Here is a 25,747-nt window from a genome sequence, read left to right as displayed (position 1 = left end):
GATTACATCGAAATGTTTTATAACAGTAAGCGTCGGCATGGTTCGAGCGATAAGATGCCACCGACAGAATATGAAAACCGATATTACCGACGACTCGAAAGTGTCTAGATTATCCGTGGCAACTCAAGCAACCATGAAGCGTGGTAGCTCATCGGGTGGAAGGGCTGGCATGTTTTGCTTCTTAGGCTTACTGAAACGCTGAGCGAGATTGTCGGCAGGATTGAACTCTATAAGCTCTTCCGTGGCAGCATAGCGAAAAATTTCATTCAGGCGAGAAATGATGCGGCGTAGAGTTTCAAGTACACCTCGTTGCTCAATTGGGTCTAGATGCTGCTTGAGCATTTTGGGGCGAATCTCTTTGATAGGAACATTACCCAGCGTTGGAAAGATGTTTCTTTCAAGACTACGCCAGATATCGTTAGCGTGGTCTTGCGAGAGTCCTGCTGTCTTCTTCTTCTCTTCTAACCAGCGTTCAGCAACTGCTTGCAATGTATTTTCAGTAGCATCTTTCAGGTCATTAGCCACTTTTTCATTATGAACTTGTGGGTCGATGCCGTTTGCGAGCAGTGACAGGTATTCATCACGCATTGCTCTAGCACGAGCAAGGGTAAGATGAGGGTAGTTTCCTAATTTTGTTTTTGTTCGTTTTTTGGTCGCTGGCACTTGATAGTTGAAATACCACACTTTCTTACCACTGGGCTTAACTCTCAACATCAAGCCATCGCCATCATACAGTGTTATCTCTTTGTTATCGTCTGTTGCCTTGGCCTTCTTGATCTGAGTGTCGTTGAGCTTAGTAACGATTCTTGCCATTTTTTAGTATCCCATTTTTAGTAGCCTGAATGGTCGGGGTACTAAATAGGGTGTCATAACAAGTAGTTTCTAGCAATTCTCAGTAGACTTCACTGGACATGAAAAAGGCCGCAACCCTTGTGAGGTGCGGCCTTGATAGTCTTTAGTAGACTTTACTTTACTAAAAAGTGGTGGAGCTGGCGGGAGTTGAACCCGCGTCCGAAATTCCTACATCCTCGGTACTACATGCTTAGTCAGTCTTTACATTCGCCTGGCACCTGCGGACGGACACGCCACTACCAGACTAGCCTGATTCGTTTTAACGCTTCAACCCCAGGCAGGGCATCCGCGCGATCTCTTTTGGGTTTGACCTCTCTTGATCCCCGTCCTAAGAGCGGAGGCTAGGGAGAGAGGGCTCTAAGCAGGTTATTAAGCTGCTAAAGCGTAGGTTTCGTCGTTTGCGACTATTTTTTTGCGGCTTTTTACGAGGCCAACCGCCCCTCGGCATGCACCTTGGGTTTCGCAAATCCCGTCGAATCCAGAATCAGCCCCAATGTGTAAGGTAAGTATAACAGACTTGTGACACGCGTGACCAGCCCCCGTATCTTCTTATCTTCAACGATTTACCGCTCGCGCAGCGCTTCTTTCGCGCGATTAAACGGTTTGATTAAATAGTCGACAATGGTTTTTTCACCGGTTTTGATATCCACCGTGGCGATCATGCCTGGAACAATCGAAAAACGGCGTCCTGATTTATTTTGTAGATAGTCCTGGTGGGTGCGGATAAACACGCGATAGTAGAAAATTTCCGGTTTCACTTTATCCTGAATGGTGTCCGGTGAAATGGTCTCCACCACGCCGTCAAGCCCGCCGTAAATGGCGTAATCGTAAGCAGTAATTTTAACCAATGCGCGTTGGCCGGGATGAATAAAGGCGATATCACGCGGCGAAAGGCGGGTTTCAATCAGCAGACGATCGTCTACCGGCACTATCTCCATCATCTCGCCGTTAGGCGGGATCACGCCGCCAATCGTCGTGACCTGGATATTTTTAACAATGCCGCGTACCGGCGAACGCACGGTGAGGCGGGTGACGGAATCCTCGCGTCCTTTTAAAATGGCGGAGAGCATATCGACCTCAGCGTTCGCTTTTGATAACGCTTCGCGTGCCTGCACATAATATTGTGAGCGCAGATCGGTAATTTTTAAGCCTAAATCGCTTTTTTGTCGTTGCAGGCGCAGCACTTCAACATGACTGGCCGCGCCGCTTTTCTCCAGCCGCTGGGTAATGGTCAGCTCTTTATTAACCGACGCCAGCGCATCCCGTAGCTCGGCTTCGGTATCGGCCAGTTGCGCGCGGCGGCTTTTATAGAGACGCGTCTCTGCGGCAATCAGGTCCGGCCAGCCGTTCAGCTCAGCGGGGAAGGCGAGAGGTAAGTCGTTGACTTCCGCGGTTAACCGTGCGCTGGAGGCGAGTGAAGCGCGATATTTTGCCGCACTTTCACCCACATTGGACGCCAGACGCGTCGGATCAAGCCGGGCGACAATCTGGTTAGCCTGAACTCTGTCGCCTTCCCGCACCGTCAACTGCGCCAGAATGCCGCCATCCAGCGACTGCAGAACCTGTTCGCGTGAACTGGGGATCACTTTCCCGTTGCCGGTGGAAACCTCATCCAGTCGGCCAAACCACGCCCAGATGCCGAAAATGAGAAATAACAGTGAGCAGATCAGAACAATACGACCCGCGCCGGAAAACGCCCGTTCACGCTGAATATCGGGATCGTCCATCGCGGCATCATGCTGATTGATTTTCATTTTTCCACTCCCGACGGTGACTTTGCATCCGATCCGCGTTAAGCGCCTGCGCTTTTGGCGCATCCATCACCAGTTGTCCTTCTTTCAGGACAACGACACGCTCAACCAGCTCCAGTATTGGTACCCGGTGCGTCGCGACGACCAGGGTTCGATTGCCAAGCCACTGATGTAACCGCTGAATAAACTCTCGTTCCGTATGCTCGTCCAGCGAGGCGCTGGGTTCGTCAAGTAGCACAATATTGGGGGAGCGCAGCAGCATTCTCGCCAGCAACAGGGACTGACGCTGCCCGCCGGACAGGCCGTTACCACCCTCCATAATGGGATGATCCAACCCTTTTGCCAGCCGCCTGACGAAGACGGCGCCGCCGCTGACTTCGAGCGCGTCAAAAATCTGTTCATCGTTGGCGTGCGGCGCGCCGAGCGTCAGGTTCTCTCGTAGGGTGCCGAAGAAAAGCCGCGCGTTCTGGCTAAGAAAGCCGATGTTGCGGCGTAAATCCGCCATATCGATGTGCGACAAGCTGAGATTATCAAGCCGGGCATCTCCCTGAATCATCTCCAGGCCGCCCGCCATCGCCTGTAAAAGTGTGGATTTACCCGCGCCGTTACGCCCCAGTATCGCAATCCGCTCGCCTGGCATGATCTCCAGACGCACGAGGCGCAGCGGTATGCGTTGATCGTCGTTATGGTAACGAAACTGAGCGTTTTCAAAGAGGTAATGCCCGTGGAGGATGTCGCGGTGTATCAGGCTATCGTCATGCTGTGTCTCGGTGGGCAGTTGCATAATGTTGTCGAGACCCATCTTCGCCGCTTTCACCTGCTGCCAGCGCGCCAGCACGCCGCACAGGTTAGCCATTGGCGCGATCATCCGCGAGCCGAGCATCGACGCGGCGACCACGGCGCCGGTAGTCATACTGCCTTCAATGACCATCGGCGCGCCGAACATAATCACTGCGGCATACACCAGACTTTGTACCGACATCCCCCAACTGATAAGCCCTTGCGTGAGTTTGCGGGTGCGTAGACCCGACTCGCCGGTAATACGGATATAGCTATTCCATTGCTGAAGAAAGCGGTTCTCCGCCTGCATCAGTTTAATATCTTCCAGCCCCTGAACGCTTTCGACCAAGACTGCATTGCGTAGCGTCGCTTCGTGGGCGGCCTGGTTGGCGAGGACAGCCAGTTTTTTTTGCAGTGCGACGCCCGGCAGGATCATCAGCAGAGCCGCCACGGGCGCTATCCATGCCAGCGGTGGGGCAATAATCGCCAAGACTATCATAAACAGGAAAAAGAAAGGCAGATCGACAATGGTCGCCAGCGTTGAAGAGGTAATCATCTCGCGGATCTGCTCCAGTTCGCGTAACTGCGAGATAAAACTGCCTGTGGAACGGGGAATAGCGCTGTTGCGCAGCCTTAACGCATGACCGAATACCCGATCGGAAATGCGCATATCGGCGCGTTTACCGAGCACGTCCATAATGTGCGTACGCGCTTCACGCAGCAGAAAACCGAACAGCACCGCTACCAGCACGCCGAAGGAGAGAACGTACAGGGTAGGATATGACTGAGCGGGGATCACCCGATCGTAAACCTGCATAGAGAACACAATCCCGGCCAGCGACAGCACGTTAATCAGAAAGGCGGCGACCATTACCGGTAAATAAGGGCGAATATCCTGCAGAACCAGCTCGCGCATCCAGTCGGGTTTAAAGCGGGAGATATAGCGGTCGACGCGGCTATCCTTGAGCGCCGATAGCGGGCGTAGCGCGGCAACATAGAGGATCTCCGGCAATAACTCGCTGAGCGTCAGGCGGTTACGCTGACCCTCTTCTTCAATCACAAAAACGTCTACCGCCTCTTCGCCATTAACATGTTCGATGACCAATAACTGCCCGTCCCGGAGCTCGACAACCAACGGCAATCGCCACTGACTAAATGCCGTTTTGTCTATGTCCGGCGCATGAAAGGATAAACCCGCCTGCCGCGCGAGCTGCGTTAAGGCGGTCGTTCTGCTTTTACCCCTAAACCACGGGGCGTTGGCCTGAATTGAACCGGGAGAACAGGCAACGCGATAATGACCGGCGACATGGCTGATGGCCTGCGCCCATTGGCTCAGCGCGCGCTCACTGAGTACCTCTTCTACATCGGGGGCGGCGCGGGTCATGGCTGGATCTCCACGGATTGAATGCTGCGATGATTTAACGCGAACGCCTGACGAAGCGCGCCGGTGTTATACAGACAGTTCAGTTGCAACTGATGCAACTGGCTTTCCGTTTGCAGTTCGGCAAAACGCGCCTGGTAAACTTCCTGCTCCGCATTAAGCACGTCGAGCAGCGGGCGGGAACCGAGGTCAAGGTATTGTTGCTGATACAGTTCGCGCGTGCGTTCGCTAAGCTGCTGTTGCCGACGAAGGATTTGTAACGCGCTGGCAAGACTCATTGCCTGGCTGCGCGCCTCTATCAGTTTCTGGCGGACATCAAGCCGGGTGCGCTGAATGGTCGACTGAGCCGCGTCTACCGCATGGCTGGCGGCGTTGCGTCGGGCAGTCAGCCCTCCGCCCTGATAAAGCGGCATCTCAACTTTTACCCAGGTGGAATACTGGGTTTTATCCAGCACTTCATGACTGGGATATTTATCATTAAGATAATGTTGTACAGAAGGTTCGAGCGAAATCGTCGGCGTCATTTGCGCGCTGGCATAGTCCAGATTCGCCCGCGCAACGTTGGCCTGCGCCCAGGCGGCCAGTACCGCGGGCACCAGTCGATCGTCGGGAGTCGCCGTCTCACAGCTGCGAGCGAGTTTCGCCGGGAAGTCATTATTGATGCCGTTAAGCGAATTCCAGCCCAGCCAGCTCATCAGTGAGGCTTTCGCACTATCGAGATTGGCCTGATACTGCGCCAGTTGCGAGCGGGCGGATTCGATTCTGGCTTCGGTTTGCACCACGTCAGATAGCGACGTAGCGCCTTCATCGCTGCGCTGCTGGATAAGTTTACCGATGCCGTCCAGCGCGACGAGCTGTTCTTCCGCCGCTTCTACCATTTGCTGCCAGCTCTGCGTTTGTACAATGGCGTTGGCGGTTTCGTGCGCGACGGTATCAATACTGAGCAACACATTGGCCTGTTGCTGCGCTGCGCCTGCGGTTTCGGCGCGAACCTGGCTTGCCACTTTGCCGAAGTCATAAAGCATTTGCGATACCGACAGCACCAGCGAGGGGCTATACCCGTGATCGGTGTAGGTATTGCTGTACCCATTGTTCACGCCAGCGCTGACTTGCGGATAATATTTCGATTTGGCGACCTCTATTTGTTCATTCTGTGCGAGCAGTTTGCCGATGGCTTCGCGAATAGAAGGATGCCAGTTAACGGCGCGATTGACCGCGTCATTGAGCGTCAGGTTGCCCGGCGCGGCGGCGCTGAGCGGCAACTCAGCGGCGGAGCCATCCAGCGAAGGAAGCATCTGGTCCGTTGCTAATCCTTCGGATGTAATCATTGGCGGCGCTTCTGCGCCCCGGGGCTGGTGATGAAACAAAGCAAATGCCAGTACGATGGCGACAGGCGCGACTCTTCCCATAGTTTATCCCTTTTAAATATCACCGCTTGTTGCCCCGAACGTCGTGGCGTTCGGGGCTTTTTTATCAACCGCCGGTTATCAGGTGGTTGTTCTGCAACAGATCATTTAGCGTGAGCTGCACATTCTCCAGAGTGACAAGGTCGGTTGATTTAAACGCGCTGCCGGCGCCGTCGCGATCGACGGATATCACCGTATTGGCGCCGCTGGTATGAACCTGAACAAAGTTACCCAGCGTCGCCGCCTGGTGATCCCATCCCGTCAGCAGTTCGTGGATATCGATCTTGTCGCCCTGCGCGGTAGAGAAGTTTTGCCAGCGATCGACGCCGTTGCCGCCGGTCGCGTCCGCGCCGTTTAACAGGTGGTAAATCAGCGTATCGCCATAGGCGGAGCCGATGAGAACATCGTTTTGGTTGGTACTGACGATTTGCGGCGCCATATCAATGGTCAATGTGGCGCTATCCGTATGACCCATCTTGTCATCCAGTTGATAGGTAAAGACCTCTTTACTGGTGATGGACGACATCGCGACGCCATTATTCAGGGTGTAGGTGTAAGCGCCATCAAGGTTAATTTGCAATGTGCCGTAATGTCCCTGAATCGTGGCGCTGGTGGTATTCGCCGCGGCGTCCAGCGTGGCGGCGCTGCCGTTATACCCGCTAATGCTCAGGCGGGTATTCACCGTATTAAGCTGATCCATCGCCCCCGCCGCGTCGCTGCCGTCAAAAATATTGCCGAGAACGGTATGCGTTCCGGACGTTTCAAAATTATCCAGATCGACGGTTGTGCCGATGACGCGTGGCGTGATCGTCGCCGCCCCGGCCAGGGTATTGGTACCGGTAAAGTTAAGCGTGTACGTTCCGGCATCCAGCTCCAGGCCGCTCAGGTTGACGGTCACCGTCGCGCTGCCCAGCGTGATATTCGCCACCGGAACGGTTCCGTTGCGTATGACGGTCCCGTTCTCCTGAATGGCCCAGCTAATATTCAGATTACCCAGCGTAATGAGCGTGGAGACATCAAAGACCAGTGACGCGCCTTTAAGTATGGTGCCCGTTGCAACGTCAAAGGTGCCGCTCCCGCTGCCCGATTTGCCGAGTAGCCCCCAACTGGCGCTGCCGACGCTGGAGTCCAGCCAGGCAGCGGTATCCTGAAGCGTGGCGACGCTAAGGGTATCGCTGACATCATTAATCGCATCCAGCGCCCTGGCGGTTGGCGTGATATTGAGCGAGGCCGTATCGGTATCGCCGTTTGGCGCTTTGACCGTATAGATAAAGCTGTCCGGCGTTTTAATGCTGTCGGCGCCGACGCCGTTCTTCAGCGTGTAGGTATAGTTGCCTCTTGCGTCAATGATGAGCGAGCCATACAGCCCGTTTACCTCCGTCGTGCCGGTCGCCGCAATCGCCACGCCGTTTACTTCAGTGAGGAGGGCGCCCGTAGGGGCGACATCATTGGTCAGTACGTTGCCGGTGGTGTTGGCGGTGATACTGTCAACGGCATAGGTGTGGTCCTGGGAAATCGCCAACGTATAGCCAGTGAGGACGCTAATGCCGCTGGCGGTATTCAGCACGAACAAGTATTCGCCGCCAGGCAACGTCAGGGTCAGCGGCTGGGACTGTCCGGCTAACAGCAGGGTGTTAATCCAGCCCTTTTCCACCCGGAACTGCTCATATTGCTGAATGGCATCGTTGAAGCGATAAACGTACAGATCGAACGTGGAAACCAGTGAGACGCCGCCGACGGTTCCCTGTAACGTCATGGTTCGCGTAGCGCCTTCTTCAACGTTAAAGATGATCGGATTAGTCATATCATCAAGCAGATTCGCGTTCAGTACATTACCAAGTCCGACGCTTAATACCGTGACGCCGCTTTGTGTCGAGGGACCGTTGTTGACGTAGCTAACGTGAGTATCAAAGACCAGAGAGGCGTTATTGTCTGTCGCTATCACGCTGCCCGGTACAGGCGCGGGACCCAAATTAATAACCAGTTGCGCGGCGCTGCTACCGACGCCATTCTGGGTGATGGTGTAGGTGAAGCTCTCTTTATGTCCGTATCCCGCCGTGGGCTTAGTCAGCGTGTAGGTGTAACTGCCATCCTGATTAATGTGCAGCGTGCCGTATTGTCCCTGGATATCCACGCCACCCGCGCCGACCGGCGTACTGACGCCGTTGGCGTTGGTGATGGCGGTGACCGTGGTGCCCGTCGGCGCGGTATCATCAGCCATGACGTTGCCGGTACTGATGGTTGGCCCGCTAATAATACCTGCGCTGGTCTGGTGTACATCGACATCCAGGCTGGTATATGACCCGGTGGCGAGCAGACTGGTATTATAAGTGAGTACCCGGTACTGGCCTTCGCCCAGTCCGCTCAGGTTCAGGGTAACGCCGCTCCCGGTCAGGGTAAGCAAATTCGCGAAGTCGCCAACGGCGGTGTTGACGATCGTCGTCCAGGCGCCGAGGCTGGTGTCGTAGCGCTGTACCACAATCTCCTGAGTACTGAGCAGTGAAAGCACGATTCCCGTTGCGGCGGCATCGATGGTGACGTCGCCCGTACCACCTTCAGCAATGGTGAACTCAACCTGAGCGGTATCGTTACCCAAAACCGAGGCGACATTGCCAAGCGCGCCAACCAGCAGCAGGCCGTAATCCGAATAGTTTTGCGTGCTGGTGACGGCGGTCGAGGTCAGATCAAGACTGGTGATGTTATCCCTTGCCGCCAGCGGCAGAACCGGTGCGGTAATGCCTAACGTGCCGGAGGCGTTACCCGCAGCGTCAGTGGCCGTCACGTTAATGAGTTGGCCTTCAATTTGTTTTGTCGGCAAGGTGAGAGACCATGCGCCGTTGCTGCCGGCGGTGGTGGTGAGCGTCACGCCGCCCGCCAGCGTGACGGTTACGGTGCTGTTTGCCTCTGCCTGTCCGGAAAGTGAGCCGCCATCGGCGCTGAGCGTACCTGACGGCGTACCGGGCGCCAGCGTATCGACAATCACCGTCGCGGCGGTGGAGACGCTGCCTGTACCGTTGGCGTTAGTCGCGGTGGCGGTGAAGGCGTGGCTGCCTTCGGTCAAATTGCCTGTCGGGGTAAAGCTCCAGTTTCCGCTGGCGTTCGCCGTGGTGGTGCCGAGCAGCGCCCCGTTGTTATAAATGCTCACCGTGGCGCCCGCCTGAGCGGTACCATTCAATGTGGGTTGTGCGTCATTAGTGACCTGGCCGTTGGCGATAGCGCCGGTATAAATACCCACATCATCTACTACGTTGGTGATGATCGGTGCTTCCGGCACACGCGTATCGGGCGCGGTAAATCCGGCGGCAATGCCTGTGTTGCCTGCTTTATCCTGGGCAAATGCCAGTAGCGGCTGACCATTGGTCTGCGCGGGCGTGAGTGTGGCGGTGAAGCTGCCTGTACCGTCGGTGGTGGCGGTTCCCAGTACCACACCAGTATCAGAGGTAATCGTCACTGTACTGCCTGCTTCCGCGGTGCCCGTCACCCGATTACCGGTAGCATTGATGACCAGGTTGCCGGGCGCGCCGGGCGCAATGGTATCCACGATAATCGTTATCGATGGCGAAGCGGCGCTAACGTTGCCAGCCGCATCGGCGGCGCTAACGCTATAGGCGTGACTTCCCTGGCCGAGCGCGGCGGTTGGCGTCCAGCTCCAGTTGCCGCTGGCATTGGCGTTCACGGTCGCGACCAGCGCGCCATTATCGAAGATGCTTACCGCGCTGTTGGCTTCCGCAGTACCGTTGAGCGTCGGCTGTGTGTCGTTGGTCGATTGTCCATTGCCAATGGCGCCGGTATTGTTCGGGACATCATCAACGATGCTGGTTATAAGCGGAACCGTTGGCGCAAGGGTATCGACCACGATAGTAAAACCGCTGGTGGCCGGGCTAACGTTGCCTGCCGGGTCGGTGGCGGTCACTGTTAATATGCGCGTGCCGTCGTTTAACCCTGTCGTCGGCGTGAAGCTCCACGCGCCGCCCGCGTTAGCCGAGGTGACGCCAAGCAGGGTGTTGCCATCATAGATACTGATCACGCTGCCCGCTTCGGCAGTGCCGTTCAGCGTGGGGCGGTTATCATTGGTTATCTGACCATTAGCGAGATTTCCTGTGACCCCGCCCGCGACGTCATCCACTACGGACGTCAGGATCGGCGTTTGCGGCGCGGTGGTATCGACCGTCAGGGTGAAAGCCGTACTGTTCGGGCTGCTGTTTCCTGCGGCATCGGTGGCGACGGCGGTGATGACGTGCGTTCCGCTTGCCAGCGTTGAGGTGGCGACGCTCCACGCGCCGTCAGGCTGAGCCGTTGTCGTGCCAATGACCGTACCATTTTCATAGAGCGTAATCGTGGCGCCGGCTTCTGCGGTGCCGCTGAAGGTTGGCGTAGGATCGTTGGTATTTTGGCCGTTCGCGATCGTGCCGAGGCCTGGCGCCTGATCGTCACTGACTGATGTGATTACCGGCGTCAGCGGCGGCGTGGTATCGACGACGAAATTAACGCTGTCTGAAACGGGACTGGCGTTGCCTGCGGCATCAACGGCAATGACGGTAATTACATGGTTGCCCGTCGCCAGAGAGGCATCGGGCGTGTAGCGCCAGCTACTGCTATTGTCGGCGGGAATTTCAGCCAGCAGCGTGCCGTTATCGTAGAGACGAATAGCTGTGTTGGCTTCACGGGTGCCGCTAATGACAGGGCGCGCCTCGTCTGTGATCTGTCCTGAACTCAGATTGCCGGTAATGGGGCCCGTACCGTCGTAGACCGTATCAATAACAGGCGCGGCGGGAGCCGTGGTATCAATAGTAAACGAGCGTATTTCGGACGCGGCGCTGGTATTGCCTGCCGCATCGGTTGCTGTCGCCGTCAGGTTCCAGACGCCCGCGCCCAGCGAGGTAGACGGCGTAAAGCTCCAGCTACCGTTGGCCTGAACTTGCGCCGTGCCGACCAGCGCGCTGCCATTATAAATCGAGATGGTTGTACCCGCCTCACCGGTACCCGAGAGTGTTGGTCGGGTTTCGTTCGTCGAGCCGCCGTTGGGGACGATGCCCGTCACCGGCGCCGTATTGTCTGCCACGCTGGCGATAACCGGCGCGGCGGGCGGTGTGGCGTCAATCGTCAGCACAAATCCGCTGGACACCGCGCTGCTATTACCCGCCGGATCGGTGGCGCTAAGGGTGAAAGTGTGGCTACCGTTTGCAAGCGGCGTCTGTGGCGTGAAACTCCACGTGCCGTCGCTATTCACCGTCGTGGTACCGATGGACGCGGGATTACCGTCAAGATAGACATTAATCGTCGCGCCTGCCTCTCCGCGCCCGTTCAGGGTGGGCGTCGCATCGTTCGTTAGCTGCCCGCTAACCAGGTTGCCGGTAATACCGGGCTGGTCATCCACAACGGAGGTGAGAACCGGGATCGCCGGAGGCGTAATATCGACCACGATCGTCCACGGCGCGGAGACCGCGCTGGTATTGTCCGCCGGATCGGTAGCGCTAACCGTCAGATTATGGCTTCCCTCTGACAAATTGCGGGGCACCGGGAAGGTCCAGCTACCGTTTTCGCCTACCTGAGCCGTGCCAAGCGGCGTACCGTTATCAAAAATGGTGATTGTCGCGCCAGGTTCGCCAGTTCCGTTCATTATTGGCTGTCGATCGTCGGTGGATTGCCCCGGTAACACCGGGACGGTCGGTTGATTGTTATCGTCAATCACGGAGGTGATAACCGGCACATCTGGCGCCTGCGCGTCAATGTTCAGCGTAAAGCCGTCCGAAGGCTGGCCGCTATTGCCAGCGGGATCGGTCGCCACGGCGGTAAAGATGTGTGCGATGCTCTCCAGCGGCGCGTTCGGGGTGAAGCGCCAGTTGCCGCTTTGATCTACCGTGGCGGAACCGATTTCTACGCCGTTATCCAGAATGCGGATCGTGGCGCCTGCTTCTCCCGTTCCGTTGAGCGTCGGGCGTGAATCATTGGTGAGCGCGCCGTTATCCAGCGTACCGGTCATGCCGGGGACATCATCCGTTGCGCTGGTAATAACCGGTTGCGCCGGCGCGCTAAGATCGACAGTGATCCCGACCGGTGCGGACAGGCCGCCCGGGCCATTCGCATTGGTTGCCTGGACGGTGAAGTAATGTGTGCTTTCGCTTAATGGCGTCGCGATCTCAAAGATCCAGTTCCCGCTGGCGTCAACGGTGGCAAAGCCTGCCGAATCGCCATCAATGAAAACTTCAACGGTAGAGCCGATATCCGTAGTGCCGCGCAGCGTCGGCGTGGTGTCGTCCGTGGCGCCGCCCGCCGCAATATTCCCCTGTACGCTCCCGATATTATCTTCAATCGCCGTGATGGCCGGGACGGCGGGCAGACCGCTGTCGGAAGCGGGAAAATTCGTAGCTGGGCCGTTATTCCCCGCGCGATCGATAGCAATTGCCGTCAGCGTACCGCCATCGGTTTGCGCCGGACTGAGCGTAACGACGAATTCACCGGTGCCATTAGCGACAGCGCTGCCGACCAGGGTGCCATCGATATGATGAATTTCAACGGTAGCGTAAGGGTCGGCAAGTCCGGCGACGCGCGTGCCATCGTCATCCACCGTCTGGATCGTTGGCGCGGGCGGGGCAGTGATATCCACGGTAATAGTGATCGGCTGGGTTTGCGCCGTGGTATTTCCAGCATCGTCAGTCGCGCTGAAGGTTAGCGCATGGCTGGCTTCTGATAATTCGGGCGTATTGAATGTCCAGACCCCGTCGGTGACGAGCGCCGTCCCTATTGCCACGCCATTGTCGTAAATCGTGACGGTGCTGCCGTTTTCGCCGCTGCCGTTAATAGTCAGCGTCCGATCGTTAGTAAAGGCGCCATCGGTTAATGGCCCGGTCACTGGTGCAACATCGTCGAGGATCTCATTGACGACGGGCGGCTGCAACGGAACGGTGTCGACGGTGAAGGTAAAGCTGTTCGATACGCCGCTGCTGTTTCCGGCGGCATCGGCGGCAATGGCGGTCAGGGTGTAGACGCCATCCGGCAACGCGCTGGTCACCGGCAGCGTCCAGGTACCGGTCTCATCGACGGTGACTACGCCCACGACACTACTGCCGTTATAGAGCGTGATCACGCTGCCGATGTCGCCAGTGCCGTGAATGACCGGTGTATTGTCGTCAGTGGTTGCGCCGCTGACAATAGTATCCTGGACTTCGCCGACGTTATCTTCGGCAAAAGTGATAACCGGATTGGCGGGCGCAGTGGTGTCTAGCGTAAAAGTGACTGAGGCGGAAGGTGGACTGATATTGCCCGCTCTATCGGTTTCCGTGACGGTAATGGTATAGGTTTCTGGCGTCAGTGCCGCAGGCGTAAAGTTCCAGCTACCGTTATCGCCTACCGTTGTGCGACCAATTTCACTGCCATTATTGTAGAGAATTATCGTGCTGCCGATCTCTCCCGTGCCGCTGAAGGTCGGCGTGGTATCGTTCGTTGCGCCATTATTGCCGATGTTGCCGATAACCGGCGCGACGTTATCGCTGATCAGCGGCGCGTCAGGCTGCGCTGGAGGCTGGGTATCAAGGGTAACGGAGAAAACGCTGGAGGTGGGGCTACTATTGCCTGCGGCATCCGTGGCGGTGGCCGTCAGGATGTTTAATCCTTCGCTCAGATTACGGGTTAGCGGATAGGTCCAGCTACCCTGTGGATTGACCTGGACGGTAGCCAGTTCTACGCCGTTATTGTACAGGGTGATGATGGCGCCGGGTTCGCCGGTGCCGCTGAGGGTCGGCATACGCTGATTGGTAATACTGCCGTTTGCCAGTAGCACCTCGCCTTCTCCGCCGGTGATGGCGGCTGACACGATCTGCGGCGCATCCGGCGCCTGGGTATCGACGCGCAGGGTAAAGCTGAGGGATTCGGGACTTTCGTTCCCCGCCGGATCGTTGGCGCGAGCGGTCAGAAGGTGGTCGCCGTCGCCCAGCGCGGCAGGCGGCGTAAACTGCCAGCGCCCGTCCGTGCCGACCAGCGCCTGACCTATGGCATTGCCGTTATCGTAAAGGATGATTGTGTCGCCTGCGGTGCCGCTACCGCTCAACCGGGGCTGGGATTCCTGGGTAATCTGATTGGTATCAATCGTATTTCCGTCGCCGTCAGCTACGCCGATAACGCCGGGGGCGGCAGGGGCCTGGGTATCAATGGTAATCGTAAAATCGGTCGAAAAAGGCGTGGTGTTGCCGTTACTGTCGCTGGCCGTCACGGTAAAGGTGTAGGTGTCGTCCGCCAGTGGCGAGGCCGTGGTGTAGGCGTAGCTCCAGACGCCGGAATTACCGACGATAATATCTGCTATCCGGGCGCCATTCTGATACAGGTGTACTGTGGAACCCGGTTCACCTGTACCGTTAATCGTTGGCGTGCTGTCGTTAGTGAGCCCCAGATGCGCGACGCTACCGAGAATACCTGGCGCATCATCTGTAATGAAGGTGATTACCGGTTGCTGCGGCGATTGCGTATCGACCACCAGGTCGAATGACGCGGCCTGACTGGCATTGCCTTTAGCGTCGGTTGCGATTACGGTCAGTCGATGCGCGCCTTCACCTAAATTTTGCGACGGCGTAAACGTCCAGCCGCCGTTGGGCTGTAGCGTGGCGAGTCCCAGCGAAACGCCGTTATCAAAGACTTCGACACGCGCGCCAGCCTCCGCCGTACCGCTAAGGGTGGGACGGTTGTCGTTGGTGGTTTGTCCGTTCACCAGCGGCCCGGTGAAGCTTTCAACATCGTCCAACACCTGAGTGATAATGGGCTTATCCGGGGCGGTGATATCGGGCGCTTGCGCTGTGGTTGGCGGGCTGACATTGTTGGCGCTGTCGGTGGCGGTGACGGTAACCTGTTCGCCGTTGGTCTGTGCGGGGACGAGGGGAAGGGTAAAATGACCTTCGCCATCTGCTTTGCCGCTGCCAAGCGGCTTGCCGTCCGGCGTGGCGATCGTGATGGCGCTACCCGGTTCGGCGGTGCCGCTGATACTGGTGCCATCCTCACTAATTACCACGTTTTTCGGCATTTCCGGCGCGGTACTGTCCGGCGCGATAACCGTCGCGGCGGCGCTTTCGTTTTTCGCGACATCGGTGGCGGTAGCGATAAGCGCCTGGCCGTTAGTCTGCGCCGTATTCAGCGGAACGATAAATTGTCCGTTGCCATTAGCGACGGCGCTGCCAAGTACGGTGTTGCTACTGTCGCGGATAGTGACCGTTGCCCCGGCTTCCGCCTGACCGCTTACGGACAGACCGTCGGTCGCCACGGTAAGACCGTCCGGTGCCGCAGGCGCAGTTTTATCCGGCGCGTTCAGCGTTTCTACCGGACCGCTATTCGTGGCTTTATCGGTAACGCTAATGCTTAATGTTTCGCCGTTAATTTTCGCCGGGCTAATACCTATTGAGAAGGTACCGTCGTCGCCTGCCGTTCCACTACCGAGCGTATTTCCCAGGCTGTCTTTGATAACCACAGTACTGCCAGCTTCCGTAGTGCCGGTGAGTCTGTCGCCGACGTCGCTAACCGCCAGGCCTTCCAGCACCGGCGGCTGCGTGTCGATATCAATGGTAAAGGAGACGGACTGCCCGCTGGTGCCGCGATCGTTGGTCGCGGTAGCGGTAAAGACATGGTCGCCATCGGCAAGCGCCAGCGAGGGGGTAAAGCTCCATTTGCCGTCAGCGTCAGCGACAATGGGCGGAAAGGTCGCTACAGGAAAGCCATTATCGTTAATCGATATCGTACTGCCTGGTTCAGCAGTACCGCTGAGGGTTGGGCGGTTATCATCTGTGGCATCGCCATTTTTCAGCAGCCCGGTAACGGCGCCAGCGTCATCCGTCACGGTAAGGATAGTCGGCTGGGCAGGATACTGTGAGTCAGAAGCGGTAAACTCCGTGGCGGGGCCGATGTTACCGACGGCGTCCTGAATACGCGCTTCCAGACGCTCGCCGTGGGTCTGAGCCGGATTCAGCGTGATGCTGAAGTGGTTATTTTCTCCGGTAATCGTGGAGCCCAGGTAATTTCCCGCCGGGTCATAGATCGACACAGTACTGCCAGCTTCAGCGGTGCCGCTAACGGTTGTGCCGTCTTTCGCAACATTATCAATGATAGCGGCGTCAGGCGGTGTGGTGTCCACAATGATAGTAGGCGTTGTCGTCACGCGGCTCGTGTTTCCGGCTTTGTCGCTTTGTTCGACGGTAAAGGTATGTTCGCCATCGCTTAACGGCGTAGTCGGCGTAAAGGTCCAGCGTCCATTTTCGTCTACGGTAGCGCTGCCGATAACGGTTGAACCTTCTTTAATCGTGATGGTATTGCCTGCCTCTCCCTGCCCGGAAAATAGCGGTTTTGCCTCGTCAGTCCGGTCATTATTCTGTAGAGGCCCGGTGAGCAAACCGGTGTTATCGGCAATCAGTTCAACGCGTGGGGCATCGGGGCTGAGTGTGTCGATAGTCAGCGTAAAGCGGGCTGATTCGCTACTTTCGCCTTTAACGTTAGTCGCAATGGCGGTGAAATGATTTTCCCCATCCGCTAGCGCGCTGGTAATGGCAAAACGCCAGTTTCCGCTGGTATCAACCGTTGTGGAGCCTATTTCCTGACCATTGGCGTAAATATGGATGACTGTGCCTGCGCTGCCGGTGCCCTCCAGAGTGGGGGTACTGTCGTTCGTAAACTGATTATTGCTCAGCGTGCCGGTGAGGGGAGCGGCATCATCGATAGCGGCGGTGATAACCGGTGTATCGGGGAGAGGAATGTTGGGCGCATCAATGGTTGCGGATGGGCCGGTATTGCCGGCATCGTCAGTCGCGGTCACGGTAAGTTGTTCGCCGCTAATCTGTGGCGCTGTCAGATCAATACTAAATTTACCGTCGCTATCCGCTTTGCCCTCGCCAACGACGTTGCCTGAGGGATCTTTGATGGTAATGGTACTGCCCGCTTCGGCTTGCCCGCTTACCGTTTTTCCGTCCGCTGAAATCAATAATTCGCCGGGAGCGAGAGGCGGGGTAGTATCTACAGGATTACTGCTACCTGGAGTATTGCCGTTGGGGGTACTGCCGCCGGGATTGCTGTTATCAGGGGGATTACCGTCAGGATTGGTGTTATCGGGGGGCGGATTATCGCCATCCGAATGATGGTGGGAATCGCCGCCGCCGGAAGACGCGATAGCGGCAATGCCGCCAGCCGCCACCGCGCCAGCCAGTACCCACGGCCAAACGGCGCCGCCTGCTTCATGGGAAGCGCCAGAAGTGACCAGCAGCTCATTAATATCAGCGATTTGTTCAAAATGTAGCCCGGCTTGCGGATTTTCTACCCACCATAACGTGCCATCGTTTTCCGCCAGTACTAACTGGCTTGCGCCCAGATCGTTGGTAACGTAAAAGTTTTTAATCGTGATCGTTTCGCCGGAATGGAGCCTCACCACCAGATCCTGATTAATGCGCGTAAGTTGACTAATTTCCTCCCGGGCCACTGATAATTTAACAATTGACGGGGCGTTAAGAGTGACCGCTGAGGATTCCACAGTGGTGGAGACGCCAGTCAATTTCGAAACCACGGCGAGTAGACGCATAAATCAGCTCCTGATGGATTTGCTCTGTGTATTAATTAACGGGCACAACGTTCAGGGCAAAATGCGTAGACGAGCCTTCCCGTTCATCGTGAGAGATGAATTTCCGTAGCCATATTCTTTTTTATGAGCGTAGGTGGAGGTCTGGTTTTCTCGCCGAATAACCCTTTGTTTTTTGTGCCTGACTAGTGCTTTCGTATTAGATGATATAGTCAGAAAAAAATCTTTCTGCAAATTAAGATCTATTGATAAAGGTGTTAGTGCGTCTGAAATATAACGGAGTTTGTGTTAAGGAGATGTAGGGTGGGCTAACAATACATGATAATTTTTTATTTATCTTTATGTTTTATAATGAATTTTAATTTTTTCTTCTTTTTCTCTTTTAACATAAAAACAATACTTTTTGTGAAGGTATTCAGCAATATTAAATTTTATAAAAATCATTTGAAGTATTGTGTTATTAGACTATAAAAATTTTTAAACAAAGAATATATTCTTGTTGTGGTGTGGTATTTATTGCTATTGATAAGCGTCAGACACAGAGAATATATTTTCGAGGCATGCATGAGATATGAATATTGACCAGCTTCATACTGAGAAGCTGGTCACAAAAATGTCTATTATCGGCCTGCATTTTTCATAATGCGTGCTTTATCCAGTTGCCACTCACGTTCTTTAAGATCGGAACGTTTATCATGTTGTTTTTTACCTTTCGCCACGCCGATCTTCACTTTGCACCAGGCATTTTTCCAGTACAGAGAAAGCGCGACGACAGTATAACCTTCACGATTAATACGGCCATACAGTGAATCAAGCTCACGCTGATTTAACAACAGTTTGCGGGTTCGGGTTGGGTCGCATACGACATGTGTCGAGGCGACCGCCATCGGCGTAAAGTTTGCGCCAAACAGCCAGGCCTCGCCATCTTTGAGGATAACGTAACTGTCGCCGATATTGGCTTTTCCTGCGCGCAGAGATTTTACTTCCCAGCCTTGCAGGGCGAGACCAGCCTCGAACTCTTCTTCGATAAAGTATTCGTGCCGGGCGCGCTTATTCAGCGCGATGGTGGCTGAGCCCGGTTTATGTGCTTTTTTCTTCGTCATAAGTGTCGTGAATTCATAGGTAATCTGATATCGAAAACACCCCATTACGTCCTGATGAGGTGCAAAAATCTATCTTAGCATGAGTTGGGCTATGCACGCACAATTAAGGCATGACGGTTGGGGACAGCATTTTTTTTACTCGCTGATAAGTGGTATTATTTACACGATTTATGTTGATGGGAATTGCTATGCCTCAGATTAGTCGGACTGCTTTAGTCCCCTACAGTGCGGAACAGATGTATCAGTTAGTGAATGACGTGCAATCGTATCCCCAGTTTTTGCCTGGGTGTGTTGGTAGTCGCGTCCTGGAGTCATCGCCAGCACAGATGACGGCGGCTGTTGACGTGTCGAAGGCGGGTATCAGCAAGACGTTTACGACGCGTAATCAGCTAACGCGTAACCAGAGCATTCTGATGCATCTGGTGGATGGCCCCTTTAAAAAGCTGATCGGCGGCTGGAAATTTACCCCGCTCAGCCCCGAGGCGTGCCGCATTGAGTTTCAGCTTGATTTTGAGTTTACCAATAAACTCATTGAGCTGGCGTTTGGTCGTATATTCAAAGAGTTAGCGTCCAACATGGTGCAGGCGTTTACGGTTCGCGCCAAAGAGGTTTACCGTGCCGGATAAACTTGTGGTTGAAGTGGCTTATGCGCTGCCGGAAAAGCAGTATTTGCAGCGCGTAACGCTGGAGGAGGGCGCGACGGTCGAAGAGGCGATTCGCGCTTCCGGCTTGCTGGAATTGCGCACGGATATCGATCTGGCGAAAAATAAAGTAGGTATCTACAGTCGTCCGGTAAAACTCACCGATACGGTGCAGGATGGCGATCGGGTTGAAATTTACCGTCCCTTAATCGCCGATCCAAAAGCATTACGCCGCCAGCGTGCCGAAAAATCGGCTGGCAGATAATTAGCCTCTTTTGCCGGATAACGGTGTGAAAGCCGTACCACACCTGAAGCACAGGCGTGCCTGTAAGCCAGATAAACGTAGCGCCATCAGGCAAATTCGTACCAAATGGCGGGGGAGAGGTTTGCAGGCCTGATGAACGTAACCTCATCAGGCGGTATCACAAAATTACTTCGTCAACGCCGGTTTGTTATCAATATTGGTTAACACGCCGCTGCTGTTAAAGGTGAGCGTCAGAGTCTGCTGCGTCACGTTCTCATGTCCTGGCTGCTGGCGGAAGACATAAAACCAGGTGTTCGTACCAAAAGGATCGGTCATCATCGGCGTGCCTAAAGCATACGCAACCTGTTGTTGCGTCATACCAACACGCACTTTGGCGACATCCGTAGGTGTAAGATAGTTCCCCTGATTGATGTCAGGTCGGTAAACCACTCGCTCCAGAGTGGAACAGCCTGCGGTCAACATCAGGAGTACTGCTGCGGCAGCAGTCAGCGTTTTACAGCGCATAGTGATTGGGTTCCTTTTCGGGCCTGAGCAGTACGTGGCTCATATTAATATGCCGATGATAATAGACCTTTCATCACTTTAAAACCTTTTGCTGTCGGGTCTTACGGCGTTTTTGTTGTGAACTCAGACCTTCGGGAGATAAAAAAGTTTACGCCGCCAGCAGTTCTTTTGCGTTTGCCAGCGTATTACGCGTAACTTCACTTCCTCCCAACAGGCGGGCCAGTTCCTGTAAACGCGCACGTTTATCCAAAGGTTGCATATGGGTTTCGGTCATTGCCCCGTCTGTTTCTTTACTGACAAAGAAGTGCTGGTGACCGCACCCGGCTACCTGTGGCAGGTGAGTGACGCACATCACCTGAGTGGATTCGCCAAGCTGACGCAGGAGTTTACCGACCACGGCGGCGGTTGGGCCGCTGATGCCAACATCGACCTCGTCAAAAATTAGCGCCGGCGTTTCCATTTTGCGCGCGGTAATCACCTGAATAGCCAGCGCAATGCGCGACAGTTCACCGCCAGACGCGACTTTAGCGATAGGCTGCAGCGGCTGACCCGGGTTTGTCGTCACTTTAAACTCCACGCGATCGGCGCCGTCGTTGCTCAGATGATGCTCATCAAATTTCACGTCGATAGTAAACAGACCGTGCGGCATCGAAAGTAAATGCATACTTTCAGTGATCAACTGCCCCAGCTCTTGGGCGTAAAACTGACGCTGTTGATGCAGCGCTTGCGCCGTTTCCAGCGCTTGTTGGTGATGCTTATTAACCGCCAGCGTTAGCGTTTCCAGCGAATCGGCCTGATCGTCGAGCTGCTGCTGTTCTTCGAGCAGTGACTGATAAAGCTGCGGCAGCGCTTCCGGGCTGACGTGATGTTTTCGCGCCAGCGAAATTTGTTTAGCGATGCGCTGTTCAAGCTCAAACAGGCGATTGGGGTCTAAATCCAGACGCTCGCAATAGTGGCGTAATTCATCGCTGGCTTCGGTGAGTTGGATAGTGGCTTCTTCCAGCATATCTAGGATGCCGGAAAGCTTGCTGTCCATACCTACCAGCTCGCTAACCAGTTGTTTTGCGCTATATAACTGGCTTTGCAGGTTAACGTCTTCGCCGTCCGCGAGTAGCGCCAGAGCGTTCTGGCTGGTCGTAAGCAACTGCCCGCTGTTGGCCAGCCGTTTGTACTCTTCGTCAATTTGCTCGAATTCGCCGGCCTGCGGATTAAAGTCGTTCAACTCTTTTAACTGATATTGCAGCAGTTCCGCGCGCGCGGCGCGTTCCTGGCTTTGTTGCTGGTGATGGGCGAGATCGCGGCAGCTTTGATGCCATAATTGGTAGCGAGCAGCCATCTGCTGCGCTAAAGCGGCTTCGTTGGCATAGCTATCCAGCAGCGATTTTTGCTGTTCGGGTTTGGTAAGCTGCTGGTGCGCATGTTGGCCGTGAATTTGAATCAGCAACTGACCGAGCTCGCGCAATTGAGACAGGGGCACAGCGGTGCCGTTAATAAAGCCCCGTGAGCGGCCATCGCTGCTGATAACGCGGCGAAGTAAGCATTCGCGACCTTCTTCAAGCTGGTTTTCTTCCAGCCAGCGCAATGCCGCAGGCGTGTCTTTCAGCGCAAAGCGGGCACACAAATCGGCACGGGTCGCTCCGGTACGGACCATATCGGCCTCAGCGCGACCGCCCAGACACAGACCCAGGGCATCAATCGCAATAGATTTACCCGCGCCGGTTTCACCAGTAATGACGGTCATTCCGCTCTGAAAATCGATCTCAAGCTCACGAACGATAGCAAAATTGCTGATGGTCAGTTGCGCCAACATAGCTGTTTTCCTGTATGAAAAACCATGACTGTAATTAAATACAGTATAAACTGGTTTTTTATACAGTAAAGAGGCTAACGTAAAATTAGAATAATTTTTTTGACCAACCGAGTTTTGTGCTTAATGTATTGAAATAGCTATAGTCTTTGGGATGTATCAGGTTGAGATGGTAGTCGCAGCGGCGAATCAGCACATCTTCTCCTTCCTGAATAGGCAGCGCTATCTGGCTGTCGCAGCTAATTTCCAGATCGCTACGGCGATGCGAAAAACGCAGACGAATCGTGCTACTGCTGTTAATGACTAACGGGCGCGCCGACAAGGTATGCGGGAACATCGGCACCAGGGTGATGGCATCCAGTGAAGGGGTCAGAATAGGGCCGCCTGCGGAGAGCGAATAGGCGGTGGAGCCGGTCGGCGTAGAAATGATCAGACCATCAGAGCGCTGTGAAAAAGCGAAGGTTTCATCAATATAAACCTCGAATTCGATCATATGCGCCACTTTTCCCGGATGCAGCACTACTTCATTAATGGCTGTGCTGATACGCTTCTGGCGGTCCTGTTGGCAGACCTGCGCTTCCAGCAGAAAACGTTTTTCGGAGATATAGCGCCCTTCCAGCACATCAGATAATTGTTGCAGGGCGTTGTCCGGATCGAGATCGGTCAGGAAGCCAAGATTACCGCGGTTAATGCCAATCACATTGATGTCATAACGCGCCAGCGTACGCGCTGCGCCAAGCATATTGCCGTCGCCGCCCACAACTACCGCCAGATCCGCCTGTTGACCAATTTCCGCCAGCGTGCCGGTTGGCACATTTTTTAGCTGTAATTCGTGGGCGATTTGTTGCTCCACAATGACCTCATAACCCTGAGCGCATAGCCAACGGTAGAGCATTTCATGTGTCGTGAGTGCGGTGGGATGACGCGGATGCCCCACAATGCCGATACACTTGAAATGATTATTCATTTTTCTGAGGTCCTTGTAGCGAAGATTGATGACAATGTGAGTACTTCCCTTGAAACCCTGAATCTGATCCCCATAATAAGCGAAGTTAGCGAGATGAATGCGAAAAAAAACGCGGAGAAATTCATGAGTAGTAAAGAACAGAAAACGCCTGAGGGGCAAGCCCCGGAAGAAATTATCATGGATCAGCACGAAGAGGTTGAGGCAGTTGAACCAAACGATTCTGCTGAGCAGGTGGATCCGCGCGATGAAAAAATTGCGAATCTGGAAGTTCAGCTTGCAGAAGCCCAGACTCGCGAACGCGACACCGTGTTGCGCATCAAAGCGGAAATGGAAAACCTGCGCCGTCGTACTGAACAGGATATCGAAAAAGCGCATAAATTCGCTCTCGAGAAGTTCGTCAACGAATTGCTGCCGGTCATCGATAGCCTGGATCGCGCGCTGGAAGTCGCAGACAAAGCCAATCCGGATATGGCGGCAATGGTCGAAGGGATTGAGCTGACGCTGAAGTCTATGCTGGATGTGGTGCGTAAGTTCGGCGTGGAAGTGATTGCTGAGACCAACGTGCCGCTGGACCCGAACGTGCATCAGGCGATTGCGATGGTGGAGTCGGAAGAGGTTCCGGCAGGCAATGTGCTGGGTATTATGCAGAAAGGCTATACGCTGAACGGTCGTACCATTCGCGCGGCGATGGTGACTGTAGCGAAGGCGAAGTAAAAGTCTGATGGCCGATGTAAAGTCGGCCATTTTTTTAGCTTAAAAAATCCTGCACTTCCAGCCACGGCGTGTTGAAATCCTCTATTTTTTTATATTCGCTCATTGGCAGAACGACCACATTATAGGTGTCAGATCCTTCATTCAGATCAAAAATCTGGAAGCCCCTCTTATTGAGTTCGGTCTGGATGCGTTCAAAGATCTCGTCAAGGTAACGGTCTCCGGCTTCACAGACATCGGAGATTTCATCCTCTTGGGTTATTTCGACAAGAAGACTCCTTAATTCCTCAGAGGCCGTCAGGTTTTTTGTGAGTTCATAAAAGCGATCTGCAGCAAAATTAGCCAGTTCGCCTTCTTCATCTTCACCTTTCCAGTCAACGAGGTGAATAAATCCTTCGCCGCGTAGAACTTGTAAAAATGCCTGTGCCAGCTCGTTATTTCCGAGATCGCCACCGCTACAATCCAGGACGTCCTGCAACCCATATTCGTCTTCAAAGATTTCAGGTTGCGTCGAAAGTTGAGAGAAAATAGTGGGCCATAAGGTTGGGTTGTGCGATAAAAAAACGTTAGCGACGACGTTGAGGTCGTCTGCAAAATTCTTATCCCATTCAATTACATAATCTTCTGACATAACATCAATATCCTTTCTGAATGCCTGAAAAGACATTATTGCATTGTTAAGTAAATGGCAGGAATTGATGGAATCTTAAAAGACGGCGATAAAAAGGCGAACCGGAGTTCGCCATTGTGTTACTCCGCCACACTCTCGCGCAGCGGCTTTACCGGTACAACCTTTACCTGCTTAATCATATTTTCCTGTACATCGAGAATATCGATATCGTACTGCTCAATGCGCACGCGCGTGCCAGCAACCGGAATTTCCTCCAGCGCCTCCAGAATCACCCCGTTGACGGTGCGCGCGTCATCTTCCGGCAGGTGCCAGTTAAACGCTTTATTGATTTCCCGGACGTTGGCGGTACCGTCAATAATGACCGAACCGTCGTTTTGCGGCGTGACCTCTTCCGCCAGTGTGGGCGACATCGATGTGGTGAAGTCGCCAACGATCTCTTCGAGAATATCTTCCACGGTGACCAGCCCCTGGATATCGCCATATTCGTTGACGACCAGTCCGACTTTCTTTTTATTGCGCTGAAATTTAATCAGTTGCGTACTGAGCGGCGTACCTTCCGGGACGTAATAGATTTCATCGGCGGCGCGCAGCATCATCTCTTTGGTGAACTCTTTTTTCTCGGCCATTAACCGCCAGGCTTCACGCACGCGCAGCATACTGATGGCGTCATCCAGCGAATCGCGATAGAGCACAATGCGTCCGTGCGGCGAGTGGGTAAGCTGCCGCTCGATAGACTTCCAGTCGTCATTGATATCGATTCCGATAATTTCATTACGCGGCACCATGATGTCATCCACGCTGACCTTTTCCAGATCGAGAACCGACAGCAGCATATCCTGATTGCGGCGAGAGATTTGCGAACGGGATTCATGCACGATAGTGCGTAATTCCTCTTTGCTTAACGACCCGCTGACCACGATGTCCGTTTTAATTCCCATCAGACGCATCAGCAGGCGGGTGATGGTGTTAAGTAACCACACCAGCGGCATCATCAGTATCTGTAACGGTGCCAGCAGGAAGCTGCTGGGATAGGCCACTTTTTCCGGATAGAGCGCGGCGATAGTCTTGGGCAGGACTTCGGCAAAAACTAACACGACAAACGTCAGTACCCCGGTGGCGATAGCCACGCCAGCGTCGCCGTAAAGCCGCATACCCACAATCGTGCCGAGCGCCGAGGCAAGAATGTTGACCAGGTTATTGCCGATCAGCACCAGGCTTATCAGTCGGTCGGGTTTACGCAGTAATTTTTCTACCCGTTTTGCCGAGCGATTACCTTGCTTCGCCATATGGCGTAAACGGTAACGGTTTAGCGTCATCATTCCAGTTTCGGAACCGGAAAAATAGGCCGAGATGACCACCATGATGATTAATATGATAATCAGCGTGGTGGTGGAGATGTGTTCCAGGGG

The 25,747-nt window shown here is 54.6% G+C and carries 14 protein-coding genes and 1 other RNA gene; 3 read left to right on the top strand and 12 right to left on the bottom strand.

All coding sequences use genetic code 11. The features are described 5' to 3' along the window. Positions 1 to 123: 123 nt before the first annotated feature. From J4728_RS22790 to smpB, 7 genes are all read right to left on the bottom strand, one after another. The gene (locus J4728_RS22790; RefSeq protein WP_208212470.1) at positions 124 to 813 is read right to left on the bottom strand and encodes a phage integrase central domain-containing protein; all 690 of its coding nucleotides are present in this window, start codon (positions 811 to 813) and stop codon (positions 124 to 126) included. Between the two features lie 168 nt (positions 814 to 981). Next, positions 982 to 1,344: a transfer-messenger RNA gene (gene ssrA, locus J4728_RS22785) on the bottom strand. 71 nt (positions 1,345 to 1,415) lie between these two features. Then, positions 1,416 to 2,579, bottom strand: coding sequence for an HlyD family type I secretion periplasmic adaptor subunit (locus J4728_RS22780; RefSeq protein ID WP_072095627.1), 1,164 nt, complete (start codon positions 2,577 to 2,579; stop codon positions 1,416 to 1,418). A gap of 7 nt (positions 2,580 to 2,586) precedes the next feature. After that, positions 2,587 to 4,767 (bottom strand): type I secretion system permease/ATPase, encoded by a 2,181-nt coding sequence (locus J4728_RS22775; protein ID WP_208212468.1) that lies wholly within the window; start codon positions 4,765 to 4,767, stop codon positions 2,587 to 2,589. Further along, positions 4,764 to 6,173 (bottom strand): TolC family outer membrane protein, encoded by a 1,410-nt coding sequence (locus tag J4728_RS22770; RefSeq protein WP_208212466.1) that lies wholly within the window; start codon positions 6,171 to 6,173, stop codon positions 4,764 to 4,766. Before J4728_RS22770 ends, J4728_RS22775 begins: the two co-directional genes overlap by 4 nt. Positions 6,174 to 6,237: 64 nt before the next feature. After that, entirely contained in the window at positions 6,238 to 17,712 is an 11,475-nt protein-coding gene (bapA, locus tag J4728_RS22765; RefSeq protein ID WP_208212464.1) for a biofilm-associated protein BapA, read from the bottom strand. A 617-nt stretch (positions 17,713 to 18,329) separates the two neighbouring features. Next, positions 18,330 to 18,812, bottom strand: a complete 483-nt coding sequence (gene smpB / locus J4728_RS22760) for an SsrA-binding protein SmpB (protein WP_001518569.1) — start codon at positions 18,810 to 18,812, stop codon at positions 18,330 to 18,332. 188 nt (positions 18,813 to 19,000) lie between these two features. On the opposite strand from smpB, the gene J4728_RS22755 reads away from it, so the two are divergent. Both J4728_RS22755 and J4728_RS22750 read left to right on the top strand, forming a co-directional pair. Then, positions 19,001 to 19,438 carry a type II toxin-antitoxin system RatA family toxin gene (locus J4728_RS22755; protein ID WP_001537508.1) on the top strand — a complete coding sequence of 146 codons (438 nt, stop codon included), beginning with the start codon at positions 19,001 to 19,003 and terminating at the stop codon, positions 19,436 to 19,438. Further along, entirely contained in the window at positions 19,428 to 19,718 is a 291-nt protein-coding gene (locus tag J4728_RS22750; protein WP_001112990.1) for an RnfH family protein, read from the top strand. Before J4728_RS22755 ends, J4728_RS22750 begins: the two co-directional genes overlap by 11 nt. A gap of 165 nt (positions 19,719 to 19,883) precedes the next feature. Here the strand turns inward: J4728_RS22750 and bamE are convergent, their stop codons facing one another. From bamE to nadK, 3 genes are all read right to left on the bottom strand, one after another. Continuing rightward, entirely contained in the window at positions 19,884 to 20,222 is a 339-nt protein-coding gene (bamE, locus tag J4728_RS22745; RefSeq protein WP_001203445.1) for an outer membrane protein assembly factor BamE, read from the bottom strand. Positions 20,223 to 20,370: 148 nt separating this feature from the next. Further along, positions 20,371 to 22,032 (bottom strand): DNA repair protein RecN, encoded by a 1,662-nt coding sequence (gene recN / locus J4728_RS22740; RefSeq protein ID WP_000880965.1) that lies wholly within the window; start codon positions 22,030 to 22,032, stop codon positions 20,371 to 20,373. Between the two features lie 85 nt (positions 22,033 to 22,117). After that, positions 22,118 to 22,996, bottom strand: a complete 879-nt coding sequence (gene nadK, locus J4728_RS22735) for an NAD(+) kinase (protein ID WP_001525081.1) — start codon at positions 22,994 to 22,996, stop codon at positions 22,118 to 22,120. Positions 22,997 to 23,119: 123 nt separating this feature from the next. Here nadK and grpE point away from each other — a divergent pair, with 123 nt between their 5' ends. Beyond that, a complete protein-coding gene (gene grpE, locus J4728_RS22730) occupies positions 23,120 to 23,710 on the top strand; it encodes a nucleotide exchange factor GrpE (RefSeq protein ID WP_001518875.1) in 591 nt (196 codons plus the stop codon). 34 nt (positions 23,711 to 23,744) lie between these two features. On the opposite strand, the gene J4728_RS22725 is transcribed toward grpE, so the two are convergent. Both J4728_RS22725 and J4728_RS22720 read right to left on the bottom strand, forming a co-directional pair. Continuing rightward, positions 23,745 to 24,338 carry a cytoplasmic protein gene (locus tag J4728_RS22725; protein WP_208212462.1) on the bottom strand — a complete coding sequence of 198 codons (594 nt, stop codon included), beginning with the start codon at positions 24,336 to 24,338 and terminating at the stop codon, positions 23,745 to 23,747. 119 nt (positions 24,339 to 24,457) lie between these two features. Beyond that, the gene (locus J4728_RS22720) at positions 24,458 to 25,744 is read right to left on the bottom strand and encodes an HlyC/CorC family transporter (RefSeq protein WP_127172650.1); all 1,287 of its coding nucleotides are present in this window, start codon (positions 25,742 to 25,744) and stop codon (positions 24,458 to 24,460) included. Positions 25,745 to 25,747: the final 3 nt, after the last annotated feature.

This window comes from Salmonella sp. 32070601201500089SM (assembly GCF_017573605.1).
Taxonomy (GTDB): domain Bacteria; phylum Pseudomonadota; class Gammaproteobacteria; order Enterobacterales; family Enterobacteriaceae; genus Salmonella; species Salmonella enterica.
The sequence above is the reverse complement of the archived record's forward strand: the minus strand, read 5'-3'. Positions and strand labels throughout refer to the sequence as shown.

What these genes read in the sequence shown, in the direction of transcription:
- grpE (WP_001518875.1), top strand. Translation starts at nt 23,120, where the DNA reads ATGAGTAGTAAAGAACAGAAAACGCCTGAGGGGCAAGCCCCGGAAGAA.
- J4728_RS22770 (WP_208212466.1), bottom strand. Translation starts at nt 6,173, where the DNA reads ATGGGAAGAGTCGCGCCTGTCGCCATCGTACTGGCATTTGCTTTGTTT.
- J4728_RS22780 (WP_072095627.1), bottom strand. Translation starts at nt 2,579, where the DNA reads ATGGACGATCCCGATATTCAGCGTGAACGGGCGTTTTCCGGCGCGGGT.
- J4728_RS22725 (WP_208212462.1), bottom strand. Translation starts at nt 24,338, where the DNA reads ATGTCAGAAGATTATGTAATTGAATGGGATAAGAATTTTGCAGACGAC.
- bamE (WP_001203445.1), bottom strand. Translation starts at nt 20,222, where the DNA reads ATGCGCTGTAAAACGCTGACTGCTGCCGCAGCAGTACTCCTGATGTTG.
- J4728_RS22790 (WP_208212470.1), bottom strand. Translation starts at nt 813, where the DNA reads ATGGCAAGAATCGTTACTAAGCTCAACGACACTCAGATCAAGAAGGCC.
- nadK (WP_001525081.1), bottom strand. Translation starts at nt 22,996, where the DNA reads ATGAATAATCATTTCAAGTGTATCGGCATTGTGGGGCATCCGCGTCAT.
- J4728_RS22755 (WP_001537508.1), top strand. Translation starts at nt 19,001, where the DNA reads ATGCCTCAGATTAGTCGGACTGCTTTAGTCCCCTACAGTGCGGAACAG.
- J4728_RS22775 (WP_208212468.1), bottom strand. Translation starts at nt 4,767, where the DNA reads ATGACCCGCGCCGCCCCCGATGTAGAAGAGGTACTCAGTGAGCGCGCG.
- bapA (WP_208212464.1), bottom strand. Translation starts at nt 17,712, where the DNA reads ATGCGTCTACTCGCCGTGGTTTCGAAATTGACTGGCGTCTCCACCACT.
- smpB (WP_001518569.1), bottom strand. Translation starts at nt 18,812, where the DNA reads ATGACGAAGAAAAAAGCACATAAACCGGGCTCAGCCACCATCGCGCTG.
- recN (WP_000880965.1), bottom strand. Translation starts at nt 22,032, where the DNA reads ATGTTGGCGCAACTGACCATCAGCAATTTTGCTATCGTTCGTGAGCTT.